General features: G+C 71.8%; 12 protein-coding genes. 4 read left to right on the top strand and 8 right to left on the bottom strand.

The annotated features are described in order from the left end of the window. Window positions 1-63: 63 nt before the first annotated feature. On the top strand, window positions 64-1,548 hold the full coding sequence (locus N8I84_RS14490) for an FAD-dependent monooxygenase (protein WP_263229922.1): 1,485 nt from the start codon (window positions 64-66) through the stop codon (window positions 1,546-1,548). Window positions 1,549-1,663: 115 nt separating this feature from the next. Here the strand turns inward: N8I84_RS14490 and pepN (N8I84_RS14485) are convergent, their stop codons facing one another. The 3 genes from pepN (N8I84_RS14485) to N8I84_RS14475 all read right to left on the bottom strand — a co-directional run bounded on the left by pepN (N8I84_RS14485) (window position 1,664) and on the right by N8I84_RS14475 (window position 9,024). Continuing rightward, entirely contained in the window at window positions 1,664-4,243 is a 2,580-nt protein-coding gene (gene pepN, locus N8I84_RS14485) for an aminopeptidase N (protein ID WP_263229920.1), read from the bottom strand. 132 nt (window positions 4,244-4,375) lie between these two features. After that, window positions 4,376-5,392: an aspartate-semialdehyde dehydrogenase gene (locus tag N8I84_RS14480; RefSeq protein ID WP_263229919.1), complete on the bottom strand. Its 1,017-nt coding sequence runs from the start codon at window positions 5,390-5,392 to the stop codon at window positions 4,376-4,378. A 332-nt stretch (window positions 5,393-5,724) separates the two neighbouring features. Continuing rightward, a complete protein-coding gene (locus tag N8I84_RS14475) occupies window positions 5,725-9,024 on the bottom strand; it encodes a S8 family serine peptidase (protein WP_263229918.1) in 3,300 nt (1,099 codons plus the stop codon). A 377-nt stretch (window positions 9,025-9,401) separates the two neighbouring features. Here N8I84_RS14475 and N8I84_RS14470 point away from each other — a divergent pair, with 377 nt between their 5' ends. After that, complete coding sequence (locus tag N8I84_RS14470; RefSeq protein ID WP_263229916.1) at window positions 9,402-9,893, top strand: NUDIX hydrolase; 492 nt, start codon at window positions 9,402-9,404, stop codon at window positions 9,891-9,893. Window positions 9,894-9,939: 46 nt separating this feature from the next. On the opposite strand, the gene N8I84_RS14465 is transcribed toward N8I84_RS14470, so the two are convergent. Further along, complete coding sequence (locus tag N8I84_RS14465) at window positions 9,940-10,509, bottom strand: GNAT family N-acetyltransferase (protein ID WP_263229915.1); 570 nt, start codon at window positions 10,507-10,509, stop codon at window positions 9,940-9,942. Window positions 10,510-10,745: 236 nt separating this feature from the next. Between N8I84_RS14465 and N8I84_RS14460 the strand changes: the two genes are divergently transcribed. After that, the gene (locus tag N8I84_RS14460) at window positions 10,746-11,975 is read left to right on the top strand and encodes a glycosyltransferase (protein ID WP_263234760.1); all 1,230 of its coding nucleotides are present in this window, start codon (window positions 10,746-10,748) and stop codon (window positions 11,973-11,975) included. A 103-nt stretch (window positions 11,976-12,078) separates the two neighbouring features. Here the strand turns inward: N8I84_RS14460 and N8I84_RS14455 are convergent, their stop codons facing one another. Together N8I84_RS14455 and pepN (N8I84_RS14450) are read right to left on the bottom strand one after the other, a co-directional pair. Further along, window positions 12,079-13,131 (bottom strand): hypothetical protein, encoded by a 1,053-nt coding sequence (locus N8I84_RS14455; protein ID WP_263229914.1) that lies wholly within the window; start codon window positions 13,129-13,131, stop codon window positions 12,079-12,081. 348 nt (window positions 13,132-13,479) lie between these two features. Beyond that, entirely contained in the window at window positions 13,480-16,089 is a 2,610-nt protein-coding gene (gene pepN / locus N8I84_RS14450; RefSeq protein WP_263229913.1) for an aminopeptidase N, read from the bottom strand. Between the two features lie 162 nt (window positions 16,090-16,251). Here pepN (N8I84_RS14450) and N8I84_RS14445 point away from each other — a divergent pair, with 162 nt between their 5' ends. Next, entirely contained in the window at window positions 16,252-16,926 is a 675-nt protein-coding gene (locus N8I84_RS14445) for a DsbA family protein (protein WP_263229912.1), read from the top strand. A gap of 96 nt (window positions 16,927-17,022) precedes the next feature. Here the strand turns inward: N8I84_RS14445 and N8I84_RS14440 are convergent, their stop codons facing one another. Both N8I84_RS14440 and N8I84_RS14435 read right to left on the bottom strand, forming a co-directional pair. Then, window positions 17,023-17,253 carry a hypothetical protein gene (locus N8I84_RS14440; RefSeq protein WP_263229911.1) on the bottom strand — a complete coding sequence of 77 codons (231 nt, stop codon included), beginning with the start codon at window positions 17,251-17,253 and terminating at the stop codon, window positions 17,023-17,025. 23 nt (window positions 17,254-17,276) lie between these two features. Then, window positions 17,277-18,278, bottom strand: coding sequence for an NAD(P)-dependent oxidoreductase (locus tag N8I84_RS14435; RefSeq protein ID WP_263229910.1), 1,002 nt, complete (start codon window positions 18,276-18,278; stop codon window positions 17,277-17,279). Window positions 18,279-18,405 lie beyond the last annotated feature (127 nt).

Here is an 18,405-nt window from a genome sequence, read left to right as displayed (position 1 = left end):
TGTTGGCCAACGTATGTTGGCAAACGAGCGTTGGCCCACACGCGTTGGCATCAGGAGGCAGCCATGGCACAGCCCCGCACCACCGTCACCACCGCTCACAGCGACGGCGAAGCCGCCCCCACCGGCGTCCTCGTCGTCGGCTCCGGCCCCACGGGTCTCCTCCTCGCCGGTGACCTCGCCACCGCCGGCGTCCCCGTCACCCTCGTCGAGAAGCGCCCCCACAGGATCAGCAATCTCTCCCGCGCCTTCGTCCTGCACGCCCGCACCCTGGAGCAACTCGACGCCCGCGATCTCGCCGACGACCTCGAGGCCAAGGGACAGCCGCTCTCCGACATCCGGCTCTTCGGCGGGCTCTCCATCCGGCTCGACACGCTCCCCTCCCGCTTCCGCCACCTGCTCGTCCTGCCCCAGTACGAGGTCGAGAAGGCGCTGGAGCGGCGCGCGGCCGACGCCGGGGTGCGGTTCCTGTACGAGACCGAGGTCACCGGCGTCGGCCAGGACGCCGACGGTGTGACGCTGCACGTCCGTCGCCCCGACGGCGAGCCCGGCGAACTGCGCGCCGCCTATGCCGTGGGTGCCGACGGCATCCACAGCGCCGTACGCACCTCGATCGGCCTGCCCTTCCCGGGCAAGTCCGTCATCCGTTCCGTCGTCCTCGCCGACGTCCTCCTCGACGAGCAGCCCGAGCGGACGCTGACCGCCAACGCGGTCGGTGACGCCTTCGCCTTCATCGCGCCCTTCGGCGACGGCTACCACCGCGTCATCGCCTGGCACCGCGGCCGCAACGTCCCCGACAGCGCGCCGCTCGACCTCGACGAGGTCCGCGACACCGTCCGCCTCGCGCTCGGCCGCGACTACGGCATGCGCGACGCGCGCTGGATGTCGCGCTTCCACAGCGACGAGCGCCAGGCGCCCGCCTACCAGGTCGGCCGTGTCTTCCTCGCGGGGGACGCCGCGCATGTGCACACCCCGGCCGGCGGGCAGGGCATGAACACCGGTCTGCAGGACGCCGCGAACCTCTCCTGGAAGCTCGCCGCCGTCCTGCGCGGCCACGCCGACCCCGCCCTCCTGGACACCTACCAGTCCGAGCGGCACCCCGTCGGCAGGTCGGTGCTGCGCAGCAGCGGCGGCATCGTGCGCCTCGCCATGGCCAAGCGCCCCTGGACCCTCGCGCTGCGCACCGTGCTCGCCGCCGCCGTCACCCACGTCGGCCCCCTCCGGCGGCGCGTGACGGGCCAGGTCACCGGCATCGGCTACGCCTACGCCGCTCCCCGCGGGGCTCACCCCTTGACCGGCAGGCGCATCCCGGACGTGGCCCTCACCGGCGGCCGGCTCCACGAGGCCCTGCGGGGCGGCCGGTTCGTGCTGATCACGCCGGGTCCGTACGACGAGGCCGGCCGCAAGGACCGGCTGGCCGTGGAGCACTGGGCGGGCGAACGGCGTACGACCGTGCTGGTACGGCCAGACGGCTATGTCGCCTGGGCCGCCGAGGCGCCCGACGCCGCCCGGATCGAGGCCGCGCTGCTCAGCTGGACGGGCCGGGGATGACGGTACCGGCGAGCGAACCGGCCGGCCACCGCGGCCACCGAAAACCCGGCCACCGAAAACCCGGCCACAGAAAAAGGGGCGCCCCGCATGAGCCGGGCGCCCCTTCCGCTTGCGATCAGGCCGCGGCCGCGTCCGCCGCCTGGGCCTTCAGCGCCCGTTCGATGCCCGCGCGGGCCTCCGAGACCAGGCGTCGCAGCGCCGGGGGCGGTTCGGCGGAGGCCAGCCAGGTGTCGGTCTTCGCCAGCGTGTCCTCGGACACCTGGATCGACGGGTAGAGACCGACCACGATCTGCTGGGCCATCTCGTGCGAGCGGGAGTCCCAGACGTCCCTGACCACCTCGAAGTACTTCTCCGCGTACGGAGCGAGCAGCTCCCGCTGGTCGGTCTCGACGAAGCCGGCGATCACCGCCTCCTGCACGGCGTTCGGCAGCTTGTCGGACTCCACGACCGACGCCCACGCCTCCGCCTTGGCCTCCGCGGTCGGGCGGGCGGCCCGGGCGGTGGCCGCGTGCCGCTCACCGGCCGCCGTCTTGTCGCGCTCCAGCTCGCCCGCGATCTCCGCCTCGTCGAAGCGGCCCACCGCGGCGAGCCGCTCCACGAACGCCCAGCGCAGCTCGGTGTCCACGACCAGGCCCTCCACCGACTGCGAACCGTCGAGCAGAGCCTCCAGCAGGTCCAGCTGCTCCGGGGTGCGGGCGGTCGCCGCGAAGGCGCGCGCCCAGGCGAGCTGGTGGTCGCTGCCCGGCTCGGCGGCGCGCAGATGGGCGAGGGTCGCGTCCGTCCACCGGGTCAGCAGCGCCTCGCGCGCGGACGGGTCGGCGTACAGGTCGATCGCCAGCTTCACCTGGCGGTGCAGCGACTGCACGACACCGATGTCGGACTCCTTGGCGATGCCGGACAGGACGAGCGAGAGGTAGTCCCGGGTCGCCAGCTCCGCGTCCCGGGTCATGTCCCAGGCCGAGGCCCAGCACAGGGCGCGCGGCAGCGACGACTCGAAGTCGCCCAGGTGCTCGGTGACGAAGGCCAGCGACTTCTCGTCCAGGCGGACCTTGGCGTACGACAGGTCGTCGTCGTTGAGCAGGACCACGTCCGGGCGGCGCCGGCCGGTCAGCTGCGGCACGGCGGTCAGCTCGCCGTCGATGTCCACCTCGATCCGGCCGTCCTCGTCGCGCAGCAGCTTGCCGCTGTCCTCGTCGAGGCCGTACAGGCCGATCGCGATGCGGTGCGGGCGCAGGATCGGCTCGCCCTTGGCGCCGGCGGGCAGGGCGGGGGCCTCCTGGCGGATCGCGAAGGACGTGATGACGCCGTGCTCGTCCGTCTCGATCTCGGGCCGCAGGATGTTGATGCCCGCGGTCTCCAGCCACTTCTTGGACCACGTCTTCAGGTCCCGGCCGGAGGTCTCCTCCAGGGCGCCCAGCAGGTCCGACAGGCGCGTGTTGCCGTACGCGTGCCGCTTGAAGTACGCCTGCACGCCGCGGAAGAACTCGTCCATGCCGACGTACGCGACGAGCTGCTTGAGGACGCTGGCGCCCTTGGCGTACGTGATGCCGTCGAAGTTGACCAGGACGTCGTCCAGGTCGTTGATCTCGGCCATGATCGGGTGCGTGGAGGGCAGCTGGTCCTGCCGGTACGCCCACGTCTTCATCTGGTTGGCGAACGTGGTCCAGGAGTGCGGCCACCGGGAATTCGGGTGGAGTGCCTGGCAGGCGGCCTCGGCGTAGGTGGCGAACGACTCGTTCAGCCACAGGTCGTTCCACCACTCCATGGTCACCAGGTCGCCGAACCACATGTGGGCCAGCTCGTGCAGGATCGTGGCGGCCCGGGCCTCGTATGCCGCGTCCGTCACCTTGGAGCGGAACACGTACTGGTCGCGCAGGGTGACCGCGCCCGCGTTCTCCATCGCCCCCGCGTTGAACTCCGGCACGAAGAGCTGGTCGTACTTCTTGAACGGGTACGCGAAGTCGAACTTCTCCTGGAACCACTCGAAGCCCTGCCGGGTCACCTCGAAGATCGCGTCCGAGTCGAGGTACTCGGCGAGCGAGGGCCGGCAGTAGATGCCGAGCGGGACGCTCTGGCCGTCCTTCTCGTACACGCTGTGCACGGAGTGGTACGGGCCGACGATCAGCGCGGTGACATACGTCGAGATCCGCGGCGTCGGCTCGAAGACCCAGACGTCGTCCTTGGGCTCGGGGGTGGGCGAGTTGGAAATGACGGTCCAGCCGCTGGGCGCCTTCACCGTGAACTGGAAGGTGGCCTTCAGATCCGGCTGCTCGAAGGAGGCGAACACCCGCCGGGCGTCGGGCACCTCGAACTGGGTGTAGAGGTAGGCCTGGTCGTCGACGGGGTCGACGAAGCGGTGCAGGCCCTCGCCGGTGTTGGTGTAGGCGCAGTCGGCGACGACGCGGAGGATGTTGCGGCCCTCCAGGAGCCCGGGCAGGGCGATCCGCGAGTCCTTGAAGACGTCGGCGGGGTCGAGGGAGTCGCCGTTGAGAGTGACCTCGTGGACGGTCGGGGCCACCAGGTCGATGAAGGACTCCGCGTCGTTCTCCGCGGAGTCGAAGCGCACCGTGGTCACGGACCGGTAGGTGCCGCCCTCCTGCGCGCCGGAGAGGTCGAGATCGATCTCGTACGAGTCAACGGTGAGCAGCTTCGCCCGCTGCTGCGCCTCTTCGCGAGTCAGGTTTGTGCCAGGCACGCGGTCATCTCCTCGTGGTGTGTCGGTTCCGTCATCCTTCCACGTCACCGCCGTGCCAAGCGATGACCGGACGCACAGCAAGGGGCGCGCACCGGCAGCGGTGCGCGCCCCATCTCGGCGTGAGGGTTTTCCCTACTTCTTCAGCTCCGCCGCCACCAGCTCGGCGATCTGTACCGCGTTCAGGGCAGCGCCCTTGCGGAGGTTGTCGTTGGAGAGGAACAGGGCCAGGCCGCTCTCGACCGTCTCGTCGCGGCGGATGCGGCCCACGTACGACGGGTCCTTGCCGGCCGCCTGCAGCGGGGTCGGGATGTCGGAGAGGGCCACGCCCGGCGCGCCGGCCAGCAGCTCCGTCGCACGCTCCACCGACAGGGGACGCGTGAAGCGGGCGTTGACCTGGAGGGAGTGGCCGGAGAACACCGGGACGCGCACGCAGGTGCCGGAGACCTTCAGACCGGGGATCTCGAGGATCTTGCGGGACTCGTTGCGGAGCTTCTGCTCCTCGTCGGTCTCGTTCAGGCCGTCGTCGACGAGGTTGCCCGCGAAGGGGATGACGTTGAAGGCGATGGGGCGCTTGTAGACCTGCGGCTCGGGGAAGTCGACCGCCTCGCCGTCGTGGGTCAGCTTGTCGGCCTCCGCGACCACCTTCTGCGCCTGTCCGTGCAGCTCCGCCACGCCCGCGAGGCCCGAGCCGGACACCGCCTGGTAGGTGGCGACGACCAGCGCCTCGAGCCCCGCCTCCTCGTGCAGCGGCTTGAGCACCGGCATCGCGGCCATCGTCGTGCAGTTCGGGTTGGCGATGATGCCCTTCGGCCGGTTCACCACCGCGTGCGGGTTCACCTCGGAGACCACCAGCGGCACGTCCGGGTCCTTGCGCCATGCGGAGGAGTTGTCGATCACGACGGCGCCCTGCGAGGCGACCTTCTCGGCCAGCGCCTTGGAGGTCGCGCCGCCCGCCGAGAACAGCACGATGTCCAGGCCGGTGTAGTCGGCCGTCGCCGCGTCCTCCACCGTCACGCCGTCGAGGATGGTCCCCGCCGAACGGGCCGAGGCGAACAGGCGCAGCTCGGTGACCGGGAAGTCGCGCTCCGCGAGGATCCTGCGCATGACCGTGCCGACCTGACCGGTCGCTCCGACGATTCCGACCCTCACGGCGACTCCCTCTCGTGATCTTTGCGTGCGTGTTGCCTGACCGAGGCTTTTCCATCATGCGGCCGACCCCGGCCCGCCTGTCCAATTCTTTGCACCCAGTGCCCGAGGAATGGGACGCGACGGCCCGGCCGGCGGTTGCGGAACTGCGGCGTCCATCCCGCTGAGCTGCAGAAATTCAGCCGACGGGGGTCCCGCACCGCAAGCTGTGCTGCCCCGTGCCTGCCCCCGCCCCGTCCGGCGCACACGACGGTGTGACGTACGCCCCATCGGCCGGGCGGACGAGAGAAGGGCGGGCGCCCCACGGACGCCCGCCCCCACAGCCGTAGGAAGCCCTACGGCGTGACCTTCTCGATCTTCACGCTGCCGGTGCCCGCGACCGTGCCGCGCGCGTTCACCAGCTGGACCTGGCCGAAGAACTCCCGCCCCTCGGGTGCCGGAGCGGCCGCGGTGACCGTGCCGGACACCGTCGCGGAGTCGCCCGTGCCGAGCTTGACCGGGGCCGAGCCGTCGACCGTGACGGAACCGAGCGCGGGGGAGAAGAACACGTCCCGGTAGTCGTAGGCGGTCGAGCCGGACGGGACCGAGTACCCCGCCACCTGGATCGTGTACGTTCCGGCGGCCGGCGAGCCGATGTGCACCGACTCCTCCGAGTCGCCGTCGGCGGACTTGCCGACCTCCTTGCCGGAGGCGTCGTACACCACCAGGTCGAGGTCGGCGGCCGTGTCGGACACGTTGCCGATCGCGACGTCCAGCGAGGCGGCACCTGCGGGCACCTCGACGGTGGTGGTCTGCGTCTCGCCGTTCTTGATCGTCGGCCGGGCCGTCTTGGACGAGCCGAGCGGGCCGCCGACCAGCTTGCCGTCGAGCGCGGCGAACTTGTTGGTCACCTTCCAGGAGGCAGCGGCCGGGGAGCCGACCTTGGCCTCGGGCACGGTCACGGTCTCAGGGTCGAACGCCGCGCCGAGGACGGTGACGTCCAGCGTGTAGGGGTTGTCGAGCAGCGGCGAGGTGCGGCGCGACTCGACCTCGATCTCCCAGACACCGGCCTGCGGGTCCGCGTACGAGCGCACGTCGGGCTTGCAGCCGTTGCCGTCGAGGTAGTTGTTGTAGCAGTACGGCGTCGAGGTGTTGTCGACCGGAGTTCCGTACGGGTGGATCGCGATGAACCGGGTCTGGCTCTTGTCCTTCAGCCCGCCGATCGCCACCTCGAGCGACTTCGCGCCCTCGGGCACGGTCAGGAAGTACGACCGGGTGCTGTTGCGCTGCACCGAACCCGATGCCGAGTAGGTGTACTTGACGGGGGCCGACACCACGACGGTGGTGAGGATCTGCTTGTCGACACCCTCGGTGAACGGGTCGTCGACCTCGAGGATCGCGCTCTTGATGCCCGCCGAGCGCGGCGCGGCCTGGACCTTCACGGTCACCGGCTGGTTCAGCGGCAGCTTCACCAGGGGCGAGCCGAGGAGGCGGAAGGTGTCACCCGCGTTGTTCTCGAAGCGCAGCGTGTGCCAGACCGGCCTGTCGGGGCCGGAGGTGCGGGTGACGGTGATGTCGTACGTCTTCTTCTCGCCCGCCTTGAGGCCGCCCTCGCGGTCGTACAGGCCGGTGCCGAAGCCGGGGGTCTTCAGCGCGTAGTCGATCGCGGTGTCGACCGGGGCCTTCACGGTGTAGTCGTGGGAGGTCACGTCGTCGCGGATCGCGTCCCAGGCGTCGACGATGTTGATGCGGCCCGCGCCCTCCTCGTACGCCTGCACACCCTTGATGTGGTCGGCGGTCGAGGTCAGCGCGGTGCGCAGCTTCGCGGGCGTGAGGTCGATGCCCTTCTGCTTGGCGGCGGACAACAGCAGCGCGCTCGCGCCCGCGGCCTGCGGGGAAGCCATCGAGGTGCCCTGCAGCATGGAGTAACCGGCCGGCAGCGAGTAGCCCGCCTCGGCGACCGGGGAGCCCGGCAGCCAGGTCTGGGTGGTGTTGATCGCGGCCCCGGGCGCGACGAGCGTCGGTGTGAAGCCGCCGTCCTCGCGCGGGCCGCGCGAGGAGAAGGGCATCATCTGGTACTCCTTCTCCACGACCGAGCCGTAGTCGGCGGCCCAGGTGTCCTTGGAGATGGCCGCGCCGACCGAGATCACCTTGTCGGCGAGACCGGGGTCGCCGATGGTGTTGGCGCCGGGGCCGGAGTTGCCCGCGGAGATCACCAGCTGGACGCCGTAGGTGTCGATCAGGCGCGTGTACAGCTCGGCGCGCGCGTTGTTGCCGTCGTTGAGCGCCGGCAGGCCGCCGATGGACATGTTGACGATGTCGACGCCGCGGTTGACGACGAGGTCGATCATGCCCTCGGTGAGCGCGACGTTGGTGCAGCCGCCGGTCCAGGTGCAGGCGCGGGAGGAGACGATCCTCGCGCCCGGGGCGGCGCCGTTCATCTTGCCGCCGAACAGGCCGTTGGCGGCGGTGATGCCGGCGACGTGGGTGCCGTGCTCGGACTCGATGACGCCGATGTTGACGAAGTCGGCCTTCTTGCCGACCCAGGACCCGCCGTAGGGGTCCATCGGGACGTCCTTGCGGATCTGCACGACGAACGGCACCCGCTCGACGACGTCCGTCTTCGGGTCGTCGGTGCCGAAGTAGCCGACCTGGAAGCCGTCCTTGTACGGCTTCATCGGCGTGTCGTCGGTGAAGTCGTTGTTGTTGTTCAGGTCGACGGTGACCGTGCCGGCCGCCGGGTCGTACAGGACGCCCCAGCTGTCGGTGGTGTCGCCGTCGCGGTTGAGGTCGCCCTTCTCGTCGCCGCCGGTGGTCGCGGACTCCTTGAAGGAGCTGATCCCGTACGAGCCCGCCGGGGCCTTCCAGCTCTGGCCGCCGTAGGTGAAGGCGGGGCCGGAGACCGTCGTCACCATCGGGCGCCAGGTCGCGTCGCTGTCGACGATCGGGTCGGTCGAGGTCACCCAGTCGACGATCTTCCGCTCGCCGGTGGTGGTCTTCTGCAGCGCCGGGTGGCCGAGGTCCACACCCGAGTCGAGGATGCCGATGGTGATGCCGCGGCCGTCCGCCTTGGGGTGTTCCTGCACGAAGTCGACGGCACCCGTCTCGAAGGACGGGTTGTACGGGTTCCTGGCCGGGGTGTTCTCGCCCGGGGCCGGATAAGTGGCGCTCCTGGCACCGGACTTGGCGCCGTCCGCGCTCGGCGACGGGTCGTCGAGCGGGATCTCCCGCTTCAGGTCGATGGCGTGCACGGAGGACAGCTTCTCGGCGGCGGCGATCGCCGAGTCCGCCTCGGCCGTCGGGACGGTGGCGCGGACGTAGCCGAGCTTGTCGTAGGCGCGGCCCACGGAGCCGCCCTTGACCGCGTCCAGCTCCTTGGCGACCTGCTCGGTCTGCCCGGGCGCGGTCGCGACCATCATGGTGACGTTCTTGGCTCCGTCGGCCTTGGCCTCGGCGAGCAGGTCCGCGTCGTCCGAACCGAGCTTGGCGCTCGCGGACTTCACGGTGGGGTCGGCGTCGGCCGGGGGGTGGTCCGCGGAGAAGGCCAGGGGTATGGGCCCGGCCGCGGAGAGCGCGGCCACGAGACCGGCGGTCACGGCGGCGCGGGCCACGCGTCTCGCGCCCGATGTCGGGGCGCGGTGAGGGTCGGTGGTCATCGGCATCCCTTGTAGGTAAAGGAACGTGGGCGGTGCGGCCGGAATCCGACAGTGGATCGGTCCTGACCGCAGTCGTCCGGATGTCGGGTCCGGGTGACCGCTCAGCTTTACCCAAGCGACAGATGTTTGGGGAGAGTTGACCGAGACGGGGTGGACTCATGGCGTAATCCCGCCATGCGTCATCGGGGACGTACGGGAGCAGGACGGGACATATCTGGGAGCCGACCGTGCCCCTACGCGCGTAGCGGAGCGGTCGGCCCACGCGTGTGCGCGCCGAGTGACGGGCCGCCTTCGTGCGGTCGCCGCGGGCGGCCGCGGTGCCGACCCCGCCCGGACACGCACCGGCCGGCCCCGCCTCGGCGCGCTAACGTCCCCATATGCGACGGAACTTGAGGGTGGCGGCCTACGCCGTGTGCGTCCGCGACGGACAACTCCTGCTCGCCCGCTCGCCGGGTCCCGACGGCACCCCCGAGTGGGTGCTGCCCGGCGGCGGCATGGAGCACGGCGAGGACCCCTACGACACCGTCCGCCGCGAGGTGACCGAGGAGACCGGCTACCGGATCCGGGTGACCGGCCTCCTCGGAGTCGACTCCCGCCGCCACCTCTTCCAGCGCCGCGGCCTGGAGCCCGCCACCGACCACCAGGCACTGCGGCTGATCTACGAGGGAGAGATCGTCGGCGGCGAACTCCGGTACGAGGTGGGTGGCTCCACGGACTTCGCCGCCTGGCAGGACCTGGACGCGGTGCCCGGACTGACCCGGGTACGGCTCGTCGACGTGGCACTGCGGCTGTGGCGCGAACGGCCGGCCGACGGACACCTCGCAGTTCTTGAGACTCCTCCCCTTCCCCAGGAGGCGCACGAAGAGTGACCGCGTCTCTCGGGGGCGGGCCTCCGTCACCCGTCCTTCGGTGCCGTCACCCGGCCTTCGGTGCGAGCACCAGCTCCGCTCCCTCCACCGCCGGCTCCCGTGGCCCCGTCGAGCGGTTCGCGGTCGTCGGGCCCTGTGGTGCCGGGCCCGTGAAGCGGAAGGAGAGCGCGGCGAGGAAGCGGCGACCCCGGTCCCAGTCCGTCGGCACAGTCGCGGTCACCCGGGCCGTGCCCGAGGCGGCCGTGCGGTCCAGCAGCGCGGTGGCCAGGGGCCTGGCCGCTCCGGTGCCCCACAAGGAGGGGTGCAGCAGGAACAGGCCCACCGCGCAGGCGTCCGGGTCCGGGTGGCGCAGCACCGCGTCGACGATCCCCACCACCGGGCCGTCGGCGCCCTCGGTCACGACCAGGATCCGTTTGTCCTGCCAGTCGGCGCCCGGCGGCAGGCTGTAGTACAGGCTCTGCAGATCGGCGGGGCCCGAGGGCAGGCCGGTGGCCGCCTCGAAGTACTCCGTGCTCGCCTCGAACAGGGACGTCACGCCCGGCTCGTCGTCCGGCGTGGCCTCGCGGACGGTGTACCGGCGCCCGTCCTCCGTGGTCACGGTGATCGGCTCGGTCATCGGATCATCGTCACACCGGCCGCCAGCCCCTGGCCACCGAAAATGCGTGTGCCACTGGATCACGGTGTACAAGACCGACGAATTGCGGCGTAACCCAGTCGACCCGGACATGAGACGCGGTGTTCATCCGCTCGAAACGTTCGTGCCGCCTCATAGCGACCAACCCGCTGTTCACGGGGATGGTTCGACACTTGTGCAAGGCGGGTGGTCACGTGCGCGTAAGGCACGAGCTGCGCGTGCTGTCGGTCTACGACGGCTTCTTCTCCGGGGGCGCCCGGATCCTCCACAGCGACGTCGTCCTGGGGCTGCGCGAAGGCGGCCAGCACCACCGGGTGCTCAGCGTCCACGGGGAAGTGCTCCGTGAGGCGACCCGGCAGACCATGCGGGACGACGCCTGCTACCGGTCGCTGACCGCGGCCGGGGTGGAGGTCACGTCCCTGGGCCGCACCTTCGGGCTGAGCGGGGTCCCGGCCGTCGATCCGGGCGTCTTCAGCGGGCCGGAGCTGGCGGAGACGGCACGGGCGATGGCCGGGGCCGACGTCGTCCTGTCGCTCAAGGAGCAGCCGCTCGGCCTGCTCAACCAGGGGGGCCTGCCGCGCCGCCCCGTGATCGTCTGCCTGCACCGCTCCGACCCGGAGAACCAGGGCGGGGCGCTCGCCGAGCTGAAGGCCGCCATCGCCGACGGCACCGTGGTCGCCTGCGTCTGCTGCGCCGAGTCCACCCGGGAGGCCTACCGGGCCGCCGGGATCCCGGCCGAGCTGCTGCACGTCATCCCCAACGGGGTCGACCTGCTCCGGTTCCGGCCCGACCCGGCCCGGCGCCTTCGCACGCGGGACGCGCTGGGCATCCCCGAGACCGCCCCGGTCGTCGTCTTCGCGGCCCGCTACGACGCCATGAAGAACGTCCCGCTGTTCCTGCGCGCCGCGCACGCCTGGCTGCGCCGTGAGCCCGCCGGGCACGTGCTGATGTGCGGCGCCGGCATGACCGGGGACCAGCCGGGGCTCGCCGCCGACATCCGGGAGGCCTTCGGCGACGACACGCGGCTCACCGAGCGGCTGCACGCGCTGGGTGTCCGGCGCGACATGGAGACCGTCTACGCCGCCTCCGACGTGGTGGCGCTGACCTCGTCCTGGGGGGAGGCGGCCCCGCTGTGCCTGATCGAGGGCATGATGTGCGGAGCGGTCCCGGTCGCCACGGACGTGGGGGACAGCGCGCTGATCGTGTCCGGGCACGGCCACCTCACCCCGCCGGACCCCGACGTGATCGCCCGGGCCTGGACCGAGGCCGTCGCCGCCCGCACCGACCTCGCGCCCGTCCTCGCCCGCAGCCGCGAGCGTTTCAGCCGTACCCGCATGATCGCCTCGTACGCCGACCTCATCGACCGCGTCCACGCGCAGGCGATGAGGCCCACCGCGCCGGAGCGGGAGCCCGCGCTCCCCGAACCGCCCCTCCCCGACCCTCTCTGACGGTCACCGGCGTCCCCGGGCCGAACCGGACCCGCACACGAGGAGGGGCCGCCGGCACCTGTCGGCGGCCCCTCCTCTCCCCTCCTCGTGTCACCCCGGTCCGTCACCGGGGCAGCACCTCCACCGGCGCGGCCGGCTCCCGGTCCAGGGACGCCATCAGCGCCGTACGGACCACCGTCGCCTGCTGCTCCGGACAGTCGCGCAGCTTCTTCGGCGTCAGGTACACGACCGTGATCCCGAGCCGCTCCAGCTGCTCGCGCTTGCGGGCGTACTCCGACCACAGCGCGTCCTCGTCGTGGCGCGGGGCGCGGGTGTCCAGTTCCAGCGCCACCGCCTGCTCGGGCCAGTACGCGTCCAGGCCGCCGAGGTAGGGGCCGCCCGGCAGCCTCAGGTCCACGTTCCAGACCGGGTCCGGCAGGCCGTGCTCGCGCACCATCCGGTACAGACGGTCCTCCGCGACCGCCCGGCTCTCCGCCAGCAGCGCGTCCACGGCGTCCACCACGTGCGGGCGGCTCAGCAGCCGCGCCTGGTTCAACTCCCGTACGAGCACGGCCGGTTCGCAGTGCCCGTCGCGGACCGCCTCGGTCAGCAGGCGGCGCACCACAGCCGCGTCCGGCACCTCGGCCACCGCGTCGGCCAGGGCGCGCACGACCGGGGCGACGGGCACACCGGTCATCAGCCGCGGGTCGGGCAGCGAGGGGGTGCGGACCAGCCGGGCGCAGCCGGTGCTGCGCAGCCGGCGCGTCCGCGGCACCAGGACGTCGATCTTCTCGAGTGACGACAGTCCGGGCGCGGAGGTGAAGCCGTACAGAGCGAGGGCGGCCAGACCGGTGACCATCGCGTCCGTGTACGGCAGCGGGCCGTGCGGGGCGCCCGCGCCGGGCTGGGCCGGGACCGCGGGCACCGGGTCGGCGAGCGAGGAACGGGCCGCGTAGAGCAGCACCCCGTGCAGGCGTTCCTCGGAGGTCGGCGGGCCGGGGTGCAGCAGGTACACGCCGGGCAGGAACTGCTGCCAGGGGCCTCCGGGCCGGCACTTGCCGGTGGTCTCGGCGGCGCTCACTCCGTGGGCGCGCAGCTGGGCGGTGGTCAGCACCCGGCGCTGCACATCGGACAGATGGCGGAGGGGGCGGGGGGAGAGCGGGGTGTTGTGGTTCATGATCCCGGGTTTCCCGCCCCCGGTGCACCCTCTAACCGCTGTTACACGCCTGTCGACAAATGCGGACAACACGGCGCTAAAGTACGTGCGTTCGACTGCCGAAAGAGGCTGGTCCGGACGGGGGACGCGGCAGGTTACGGGTTCCGATACTCGTATTTCGTCACCGTCGTCCCGCCGCGCCTGTCAACCACAGTCCCCGGCCCGGCGAGCCGCCTGTTCGTCAACCACAGTCCCCGGCCCGGCGAGCCGCCTGTTCGTCAACCACAGTCCCCGGCCCGGCGAGCCGCCCGTTCGTCCACCACCGTCCCCGGTGCCGGCGGGCCGCCCGCCAACCGCCGTCCCCCGGCGTCAGCCGGCCGCCGCCGCGTCGCAGGCCTGCCCCCGCAGGACGCGCGCCAGGTCGTCGCGCGCCTCCAGCACCAGCCGTCGCAGCGCCGGCGGGGCGTCCTCGTGCGCGGCGAGCCACGCGTCCGTCGCCTCCAGCGTCCCCGGCGAGTCCTGCAACGCCGGGAACAGGCCCCTGACCACATGCATCCCGATCTGGATGGACCGCTCCGCCCACACCCGTCCGATCGCCGCGAAGTACTTCTCCGCGTACGGCGCGAGCAGCTCCCGCTGGGAGGGCTGCACAAAACCCGCGATGGTCGCCTCGACGAGCGCGTTCGACAGCGTGTCGGACTCGACGACCTGCGCCCACGCCTGCGCCTTGACCGCGGCCGAGGGGCGCGAGGCCAGGCAGCGGACCTGGTGGCGCTTGCCGGAGGCCGTGTCGTCGCGGGCCAGCTCGGCGGCGAGCACCGACTCGTCGGCGGCCCCGTGCGCCGCCAGCGGCCGCAGGAACGCCCAGCGCAGCTCCTGGTCCACGTCCAGCCCGTCGATCTTGTCCGTGCCGTCCAGCAGCCCCCGCAGCAGCCGCAGATCGGCCTCCTGGGACGCCACCGCCGCGAAGAAGCGCGCCCAGGTCAGCTGGTGCTGGCTGCCCGGCTCGGCCTGCCGCAGCTCGCGCAGCGCGCCCTCGGAGAGCAGCCGCCCGCCCGTCTCCCGCCACGCGGGCGCCGCGTAGTGCGTCAGCGCCGAGTCGGCCCAGGTGTGCAGCATCTGCAGCACGCCGATGTCGGACTCCCGGCCGGCGAACCGCAGCACCAGGTCGACGAAGTCCCGCGCCGGCAGCAGAGCGTCCCGGGTCAGGTTCCACAGCGCCGACCAGCACAGGGCGCGGGCCAGCGGGTCGGTGATGTCGCCGAGACGGTCCTTCAGGGTCTCCAGCGAGGTGTCGTCGAAGCGGATCTTGCAGTAGGTGAGGTCGTCGTCGTTGACCAGGACCAGCTCCGGCGCCCCGGCCCCCGCCAGTTCACCGACGACCGTCCGCGGACCGTGCACGTCCACCTCGGCGCGCGCGTACCGCACGAGCGCACCGCCCTCGGTGCGGTACAGGCCGACCGCCACCCGGTGCGGCCGCAGCTCATGGATGCCCGTCGGCGGAGCCGGCTGATGGGCAGGGCCCGCGGCCTCCTGGAGCACCGACAGCTCCGCGATCCGCCCGTCCTCACCCAGCAGCACCTGCGGAGTCAGGGAGTTGACGCCCGCCGTCTGGAGCCAGGAGCGCGCCCAGGACGCCATGTCCCGGCCGCTCGTCTCCTCCAGCACCGACAGCAGGTCGGTCAGGCGCGTGTTGCCGTACGCGTTCCGCTTGAAGTAGCGGCGCGCGCCCTCCAGGAACGCCTCCCGCCCGACGTACGCAACCAGCTGCTTCAGTACGGACGCGCCCTTGGCGTAGGTGATGCCGTCGAAGTTGAGCTTCGCGTCCTGGAGGTCGCGGATGTCCGCCGTGATCGGGTGTGTGGAGGGCAGCTGGTCGGCGCGGTACGCCCACGCCTTGCGGTTGTTGGCGAAGGTGATCCAGCCGCTCGTGAACCGGGTCGCCTCCACCAGTGAGAACGAGCCCATGAAGTCCGCGAAGGACTCCTTCAGCCACAGGTCGTCCCACCAGGCCATGGTCACCAGGTCGCCGAACCACATGTGGGCCATCTCGTGCAGGATCACATTGGCCCGGCGCTCGTAGGACGCCTGGGTGACCTTGCCGCGGAAGACGAACTCCTCGGTGAAGGTCACGAGCCCCGGGTTCTCCATGGCGCCGAGGTTGTACTCGGGCACGAACGCCTGGTCGTACTTGCCGAACGGGTACGGATAGTCGAAGTGGTCGTGGAAGAAGTCCAGGCCCTGCTTGGTGATCAGGAAGACGTCGTCCGCGTCGAAGTGCCGGGCCAGACCCTTGCGGCACATCGCGCCGAGCGGGATCTCGAGGGTCGTGCCGTCGTCGAGGGTGCGGGTGTAGGTGTCGGTGACGTAGTGGTACGGGCCCGCCACGACGCAGGTGATGTACGTCGAGATCGGCTTGGTCTCCGCGAACCGCCACACCCCGTCGTGCTTCTCGCCGACGCCGTTGCTCCACACCGTCCAGCCCTCGGGGGCGCGGACCTCGAAGCGGAAGGGGGCCTTGAGGTCGGGCTGCTCGAAGTTCGCGAAGACGCGGCGGGCGTCGGCGGGCTCGTACTGGGTGTACAGGTAGACCTCGCCGTCCTCCGGGTCGACGAAGCGGTGCAGGCCCTCACCGGTGCGGGAGTAGGCGCACTGGGCGTCGACCACCAGCTCGTTCTCGACGGCCAGGTCCTCCAGCAGGACGCGGGTGCCGTCGAAGACCTCGCCGGGGTCGAGGTCCTTGCCGTTGAGGGACACCGCGGTGACGCTCGGGGCGATCAGGTCGGCGAAGCCGGCCGCGCCCGGCTCGGCGCAGCGGAAGCGGATCGTGGTGACCGAGCGGAAGGTACGCTGCTCGTCCGCGCCGCCGGGTGCCTCGCCCACGGCGGAGCGCAGGTCGAGCGACACGTCGTACCCGTCGACGGACAGCAGGGCGGCCCTCTCCTGGGCCTCGTCGCGGGACAGGTTCTCACCGGGCACGGGCGGCACTCCTTGGCGGCTGCTGGGTGGCACGGACAGGACCGATCCTGCCATGCGCCCCTGACCTGGGGCAGCAGGGAGTACGACAGGCACGCGTGAGGGAATGACGCGGGCGGTGCGCCGGTTGTCGCCGGTTGAACGTCCACGTTTCCGAGGAGAGCCATGTCCGAGACCGAGACCGAGACCGCGACCGCTTCCGGCAAGACCCCCGTCGACTTCTGGTTCGACCCGCTGTGCCCCTGGGCCTGGATGACCTCCCGCTGGGTGCTGGAGGTGGAGAAGGTCCGGGACATCGAGGTGCGCTGGCACATCATGAGCCTGGCCGTGCTGAACGAGGACAAGCTTGACCAGCTGCCCGAGGAGTACCGGGAGATGCTGGCGACCAAGGCGTGGAAGCCGGTGCGGGTGGTGACGGCGGCGTGGCAGAAGCACGGTGCGGACGTCCTCGGACCGCTGTACACCGCGCTCGGCACGCGCTTCCACAACCAGGGCGAGGGGCCGACGCTCGAGGCGATCGCGGCGGCGCTTCAGGAGGTCGGTCTGCCCGCCGACCTGATCGACTACGCCGAGCAGGAGGACTTCGAGTTCGAGGCGGAGCTGCGGGCCTCGCACAAGGAGGGCATCGAGAAGGTGGGCCAGGAGGTGGGCACGCCGGTGATCGCGGTGCCGGGCCCGGACGGGGAGCAGATCGCCTTCTTCGGACCGGTGGTGACTCCGGCGCCGAAGGGCGAGGAGGCGGCGAGGCTCTGGGACGGGACGCTGGCGGTCGCGTCGGTGCCGGGCTTCTACGAGATCAAGCGGACGCGGACGAAGGGGCCGGACTTCAGCAACCTGTAGTCCTCACCGCCGGGTGCCGCTGAGGCAGCGTGGACCAGGGCGCCGCAGCCATGGCCGGTGCGGCGCCCTTTCCCGTGTCCCGTGCCTGTCGGGGCACTAGGACTCCTCCGGCAACGTCGCCCCCGTCCTCCAGTGGTCCTTGCGCTGGATGCGCCGGCAGCCGGGGCGGGCGCAGCGGTGGTAGTCCTTCGCGACGAAGGGATGGCCCTCCAGGACCGGCCGGAGGACCTCCTCGGCCGCCGCCTTCTCCGCGTCCCCCTCCAGCTCCCGGAAGTCCTGCATGGTGTCCCCGCAGTTGGGACACCGCCGGTATGCCCGGTAGGTCATGGCTGTCTCCTCGTAGTGCCCGATCACGCCAGGGAGTGCGCCGGGGGCTCCCCGCGCACCCAGCGGCCCACCTCCTCCGCCGCGATCCCGGCCGCCTTCTCGGCCGCCGCACGGCTCGACCCGCCGAGGCGCGGGGTCAGCACCAGCCGTGGTGCCAGAGCGAGGAGCCGGGAGTCCGGCGGCAGCGGCTCGTGCGCGTACGTGTCGAGGGCCGCTGCCGACAGCTGCCCGCTCTCCAGGGCGTCGCACAGCGCGTCCTCGTCCAGCAGCTCCCCGTCCGCCGCGTTCACCACCACCGCGCCGCGCGGCAGCACGGCCAGCTCCCGGGCCCCGATCAGGCCCCGGGTGCCGGAGGTGAGCGGGGCGTGCAGGGTGATCACCCGGGAGCGGCGCAGGAGGTCGTCGAGCGAGCCGATCCGCAGCCCGTGCACCTCGCCGCGCACATACGGGTCGTAGACCATCACCCGTGCCCCGAACGCGCACAGCGCCCGCGCGACCCGGCTGCCCACCGCGCCGTGACCGATCAGGCCCACCGGCAGGTCCTCCAGCTCCGGGCCGGCGTGCTCGTACGTAGGGGACGCGGGGCCCTGCCACCCCCCTTGCCGGGTCAGGAAGGCGTGGGCCTCCGGGATGCGGCGCAGCGCGGCCAGCATCAGGCCGAGCGTGAACTCGGCGGTGGCCGCCGCCTCGCCGCCGGGCGCACGGCAGACGCGGACGCCATGTGCCTTGGCCGCATCGAGGTCGACGTTCACCGGGCCGCCCCGGCACACCACCACCAGCCGCAGCTCCGGTGCGGCGGCCAGCACCCGCTCGGTGACCGGACCGCCGCGGGTGACGAGGACCTCGGCGTCCGCCAGCGCCTTGATCAGCTCCTCCTCGGCGTCGCCCGCGCCCTCCGCGAGCGCCAACTCCCGTACTTCGCAGGGATGTTCGTCCATCTCGTGGTGTATGGCCGCCGTGATCAGCGACGGCACGACGAAGCGGTCACCCGCGGCCGCCACACGTACCGGGTCGGTCGACTCCATCGGCTCCCCTTCCCGTCCCCGTCCCCTCGTGGGAACGGCTTGTCGACCGAGGGTGATCCCGAGGTGGCGGACCGTCAATCCCACGTGCGACGGAAAGAGGAGCGCGCGGGACCGCCACGCGGCGGTC

It is taken from the genome of Streptomyces cynarae, assembly GCF_025642135.1.
Classification (GTDB): Bacteria; Actinomycetota; Actinomycetes; order Streptomycetales; family Streptomycetaceae; genus Streptomyces; species Streptomyces cynarae.
The sequence above is the reverse complement of the archived record's forward strand: the minus strand, read 5'-3'. Positions and strand labels throughout refer to the sequence as shown.

Coding starts and splice junctions, on each gene's coding strand:
- N8I84_RS14490 (WP_263229922.1), top strand. CDS start 64: ATGGCACAGCCCCGCACCACCGTCACCACCGCTCACAGCGACGGCGAA.
- N8I84_RS14475 (WP_263229918.1), bottom strand. CDS start 9,024: ATGACCACCGACCCTCACCGCGCCCCGACATCGGGCGCGAGACGCGTG.
- N8I84_RS14470 (WP_263229916.1), top strand. CDS start 9,402: ATGCGACGGAACTTGAGGGTGGCGGCCTACGCCGTGTGCGTCCGCGAC.
- N8I84_RS14465 (WP_263229915.1), bottom strand. CDS start 10,509: ATGACCGAGCCGATCACCGTGACCACGGAGGACGGGCGCCGGTACACC.
- N8I84_RS14455 (WP_263229914.1), bottom strand. CDS start 13,131: ATGAACCACAACACCCCGCTCTCCCCCCGCCCCCTCCGCCATCTGTCC.
- N8I84_RS14445 (WP_263229912.1), top strand. CDS start 16,252: ATGTCCGAGACCGAGACCGAGACCGCGACCGCTTCCGGCAAGACCCCC.
- N8I84_RS14440 (WP_263229911.1), bottom strand. CDS start 17,253: ATGACCTACCGGGCATACCGGCGGTGTCCCAACTGCGGGGACACCATG.
- N8I84_RS14435 (WP_263229910.1), bottom strand. CDS start 18,278: ATGGAGTCGACCGACCCGGTACGTGTGGCGGCCGCGGGTGACCGCTTC.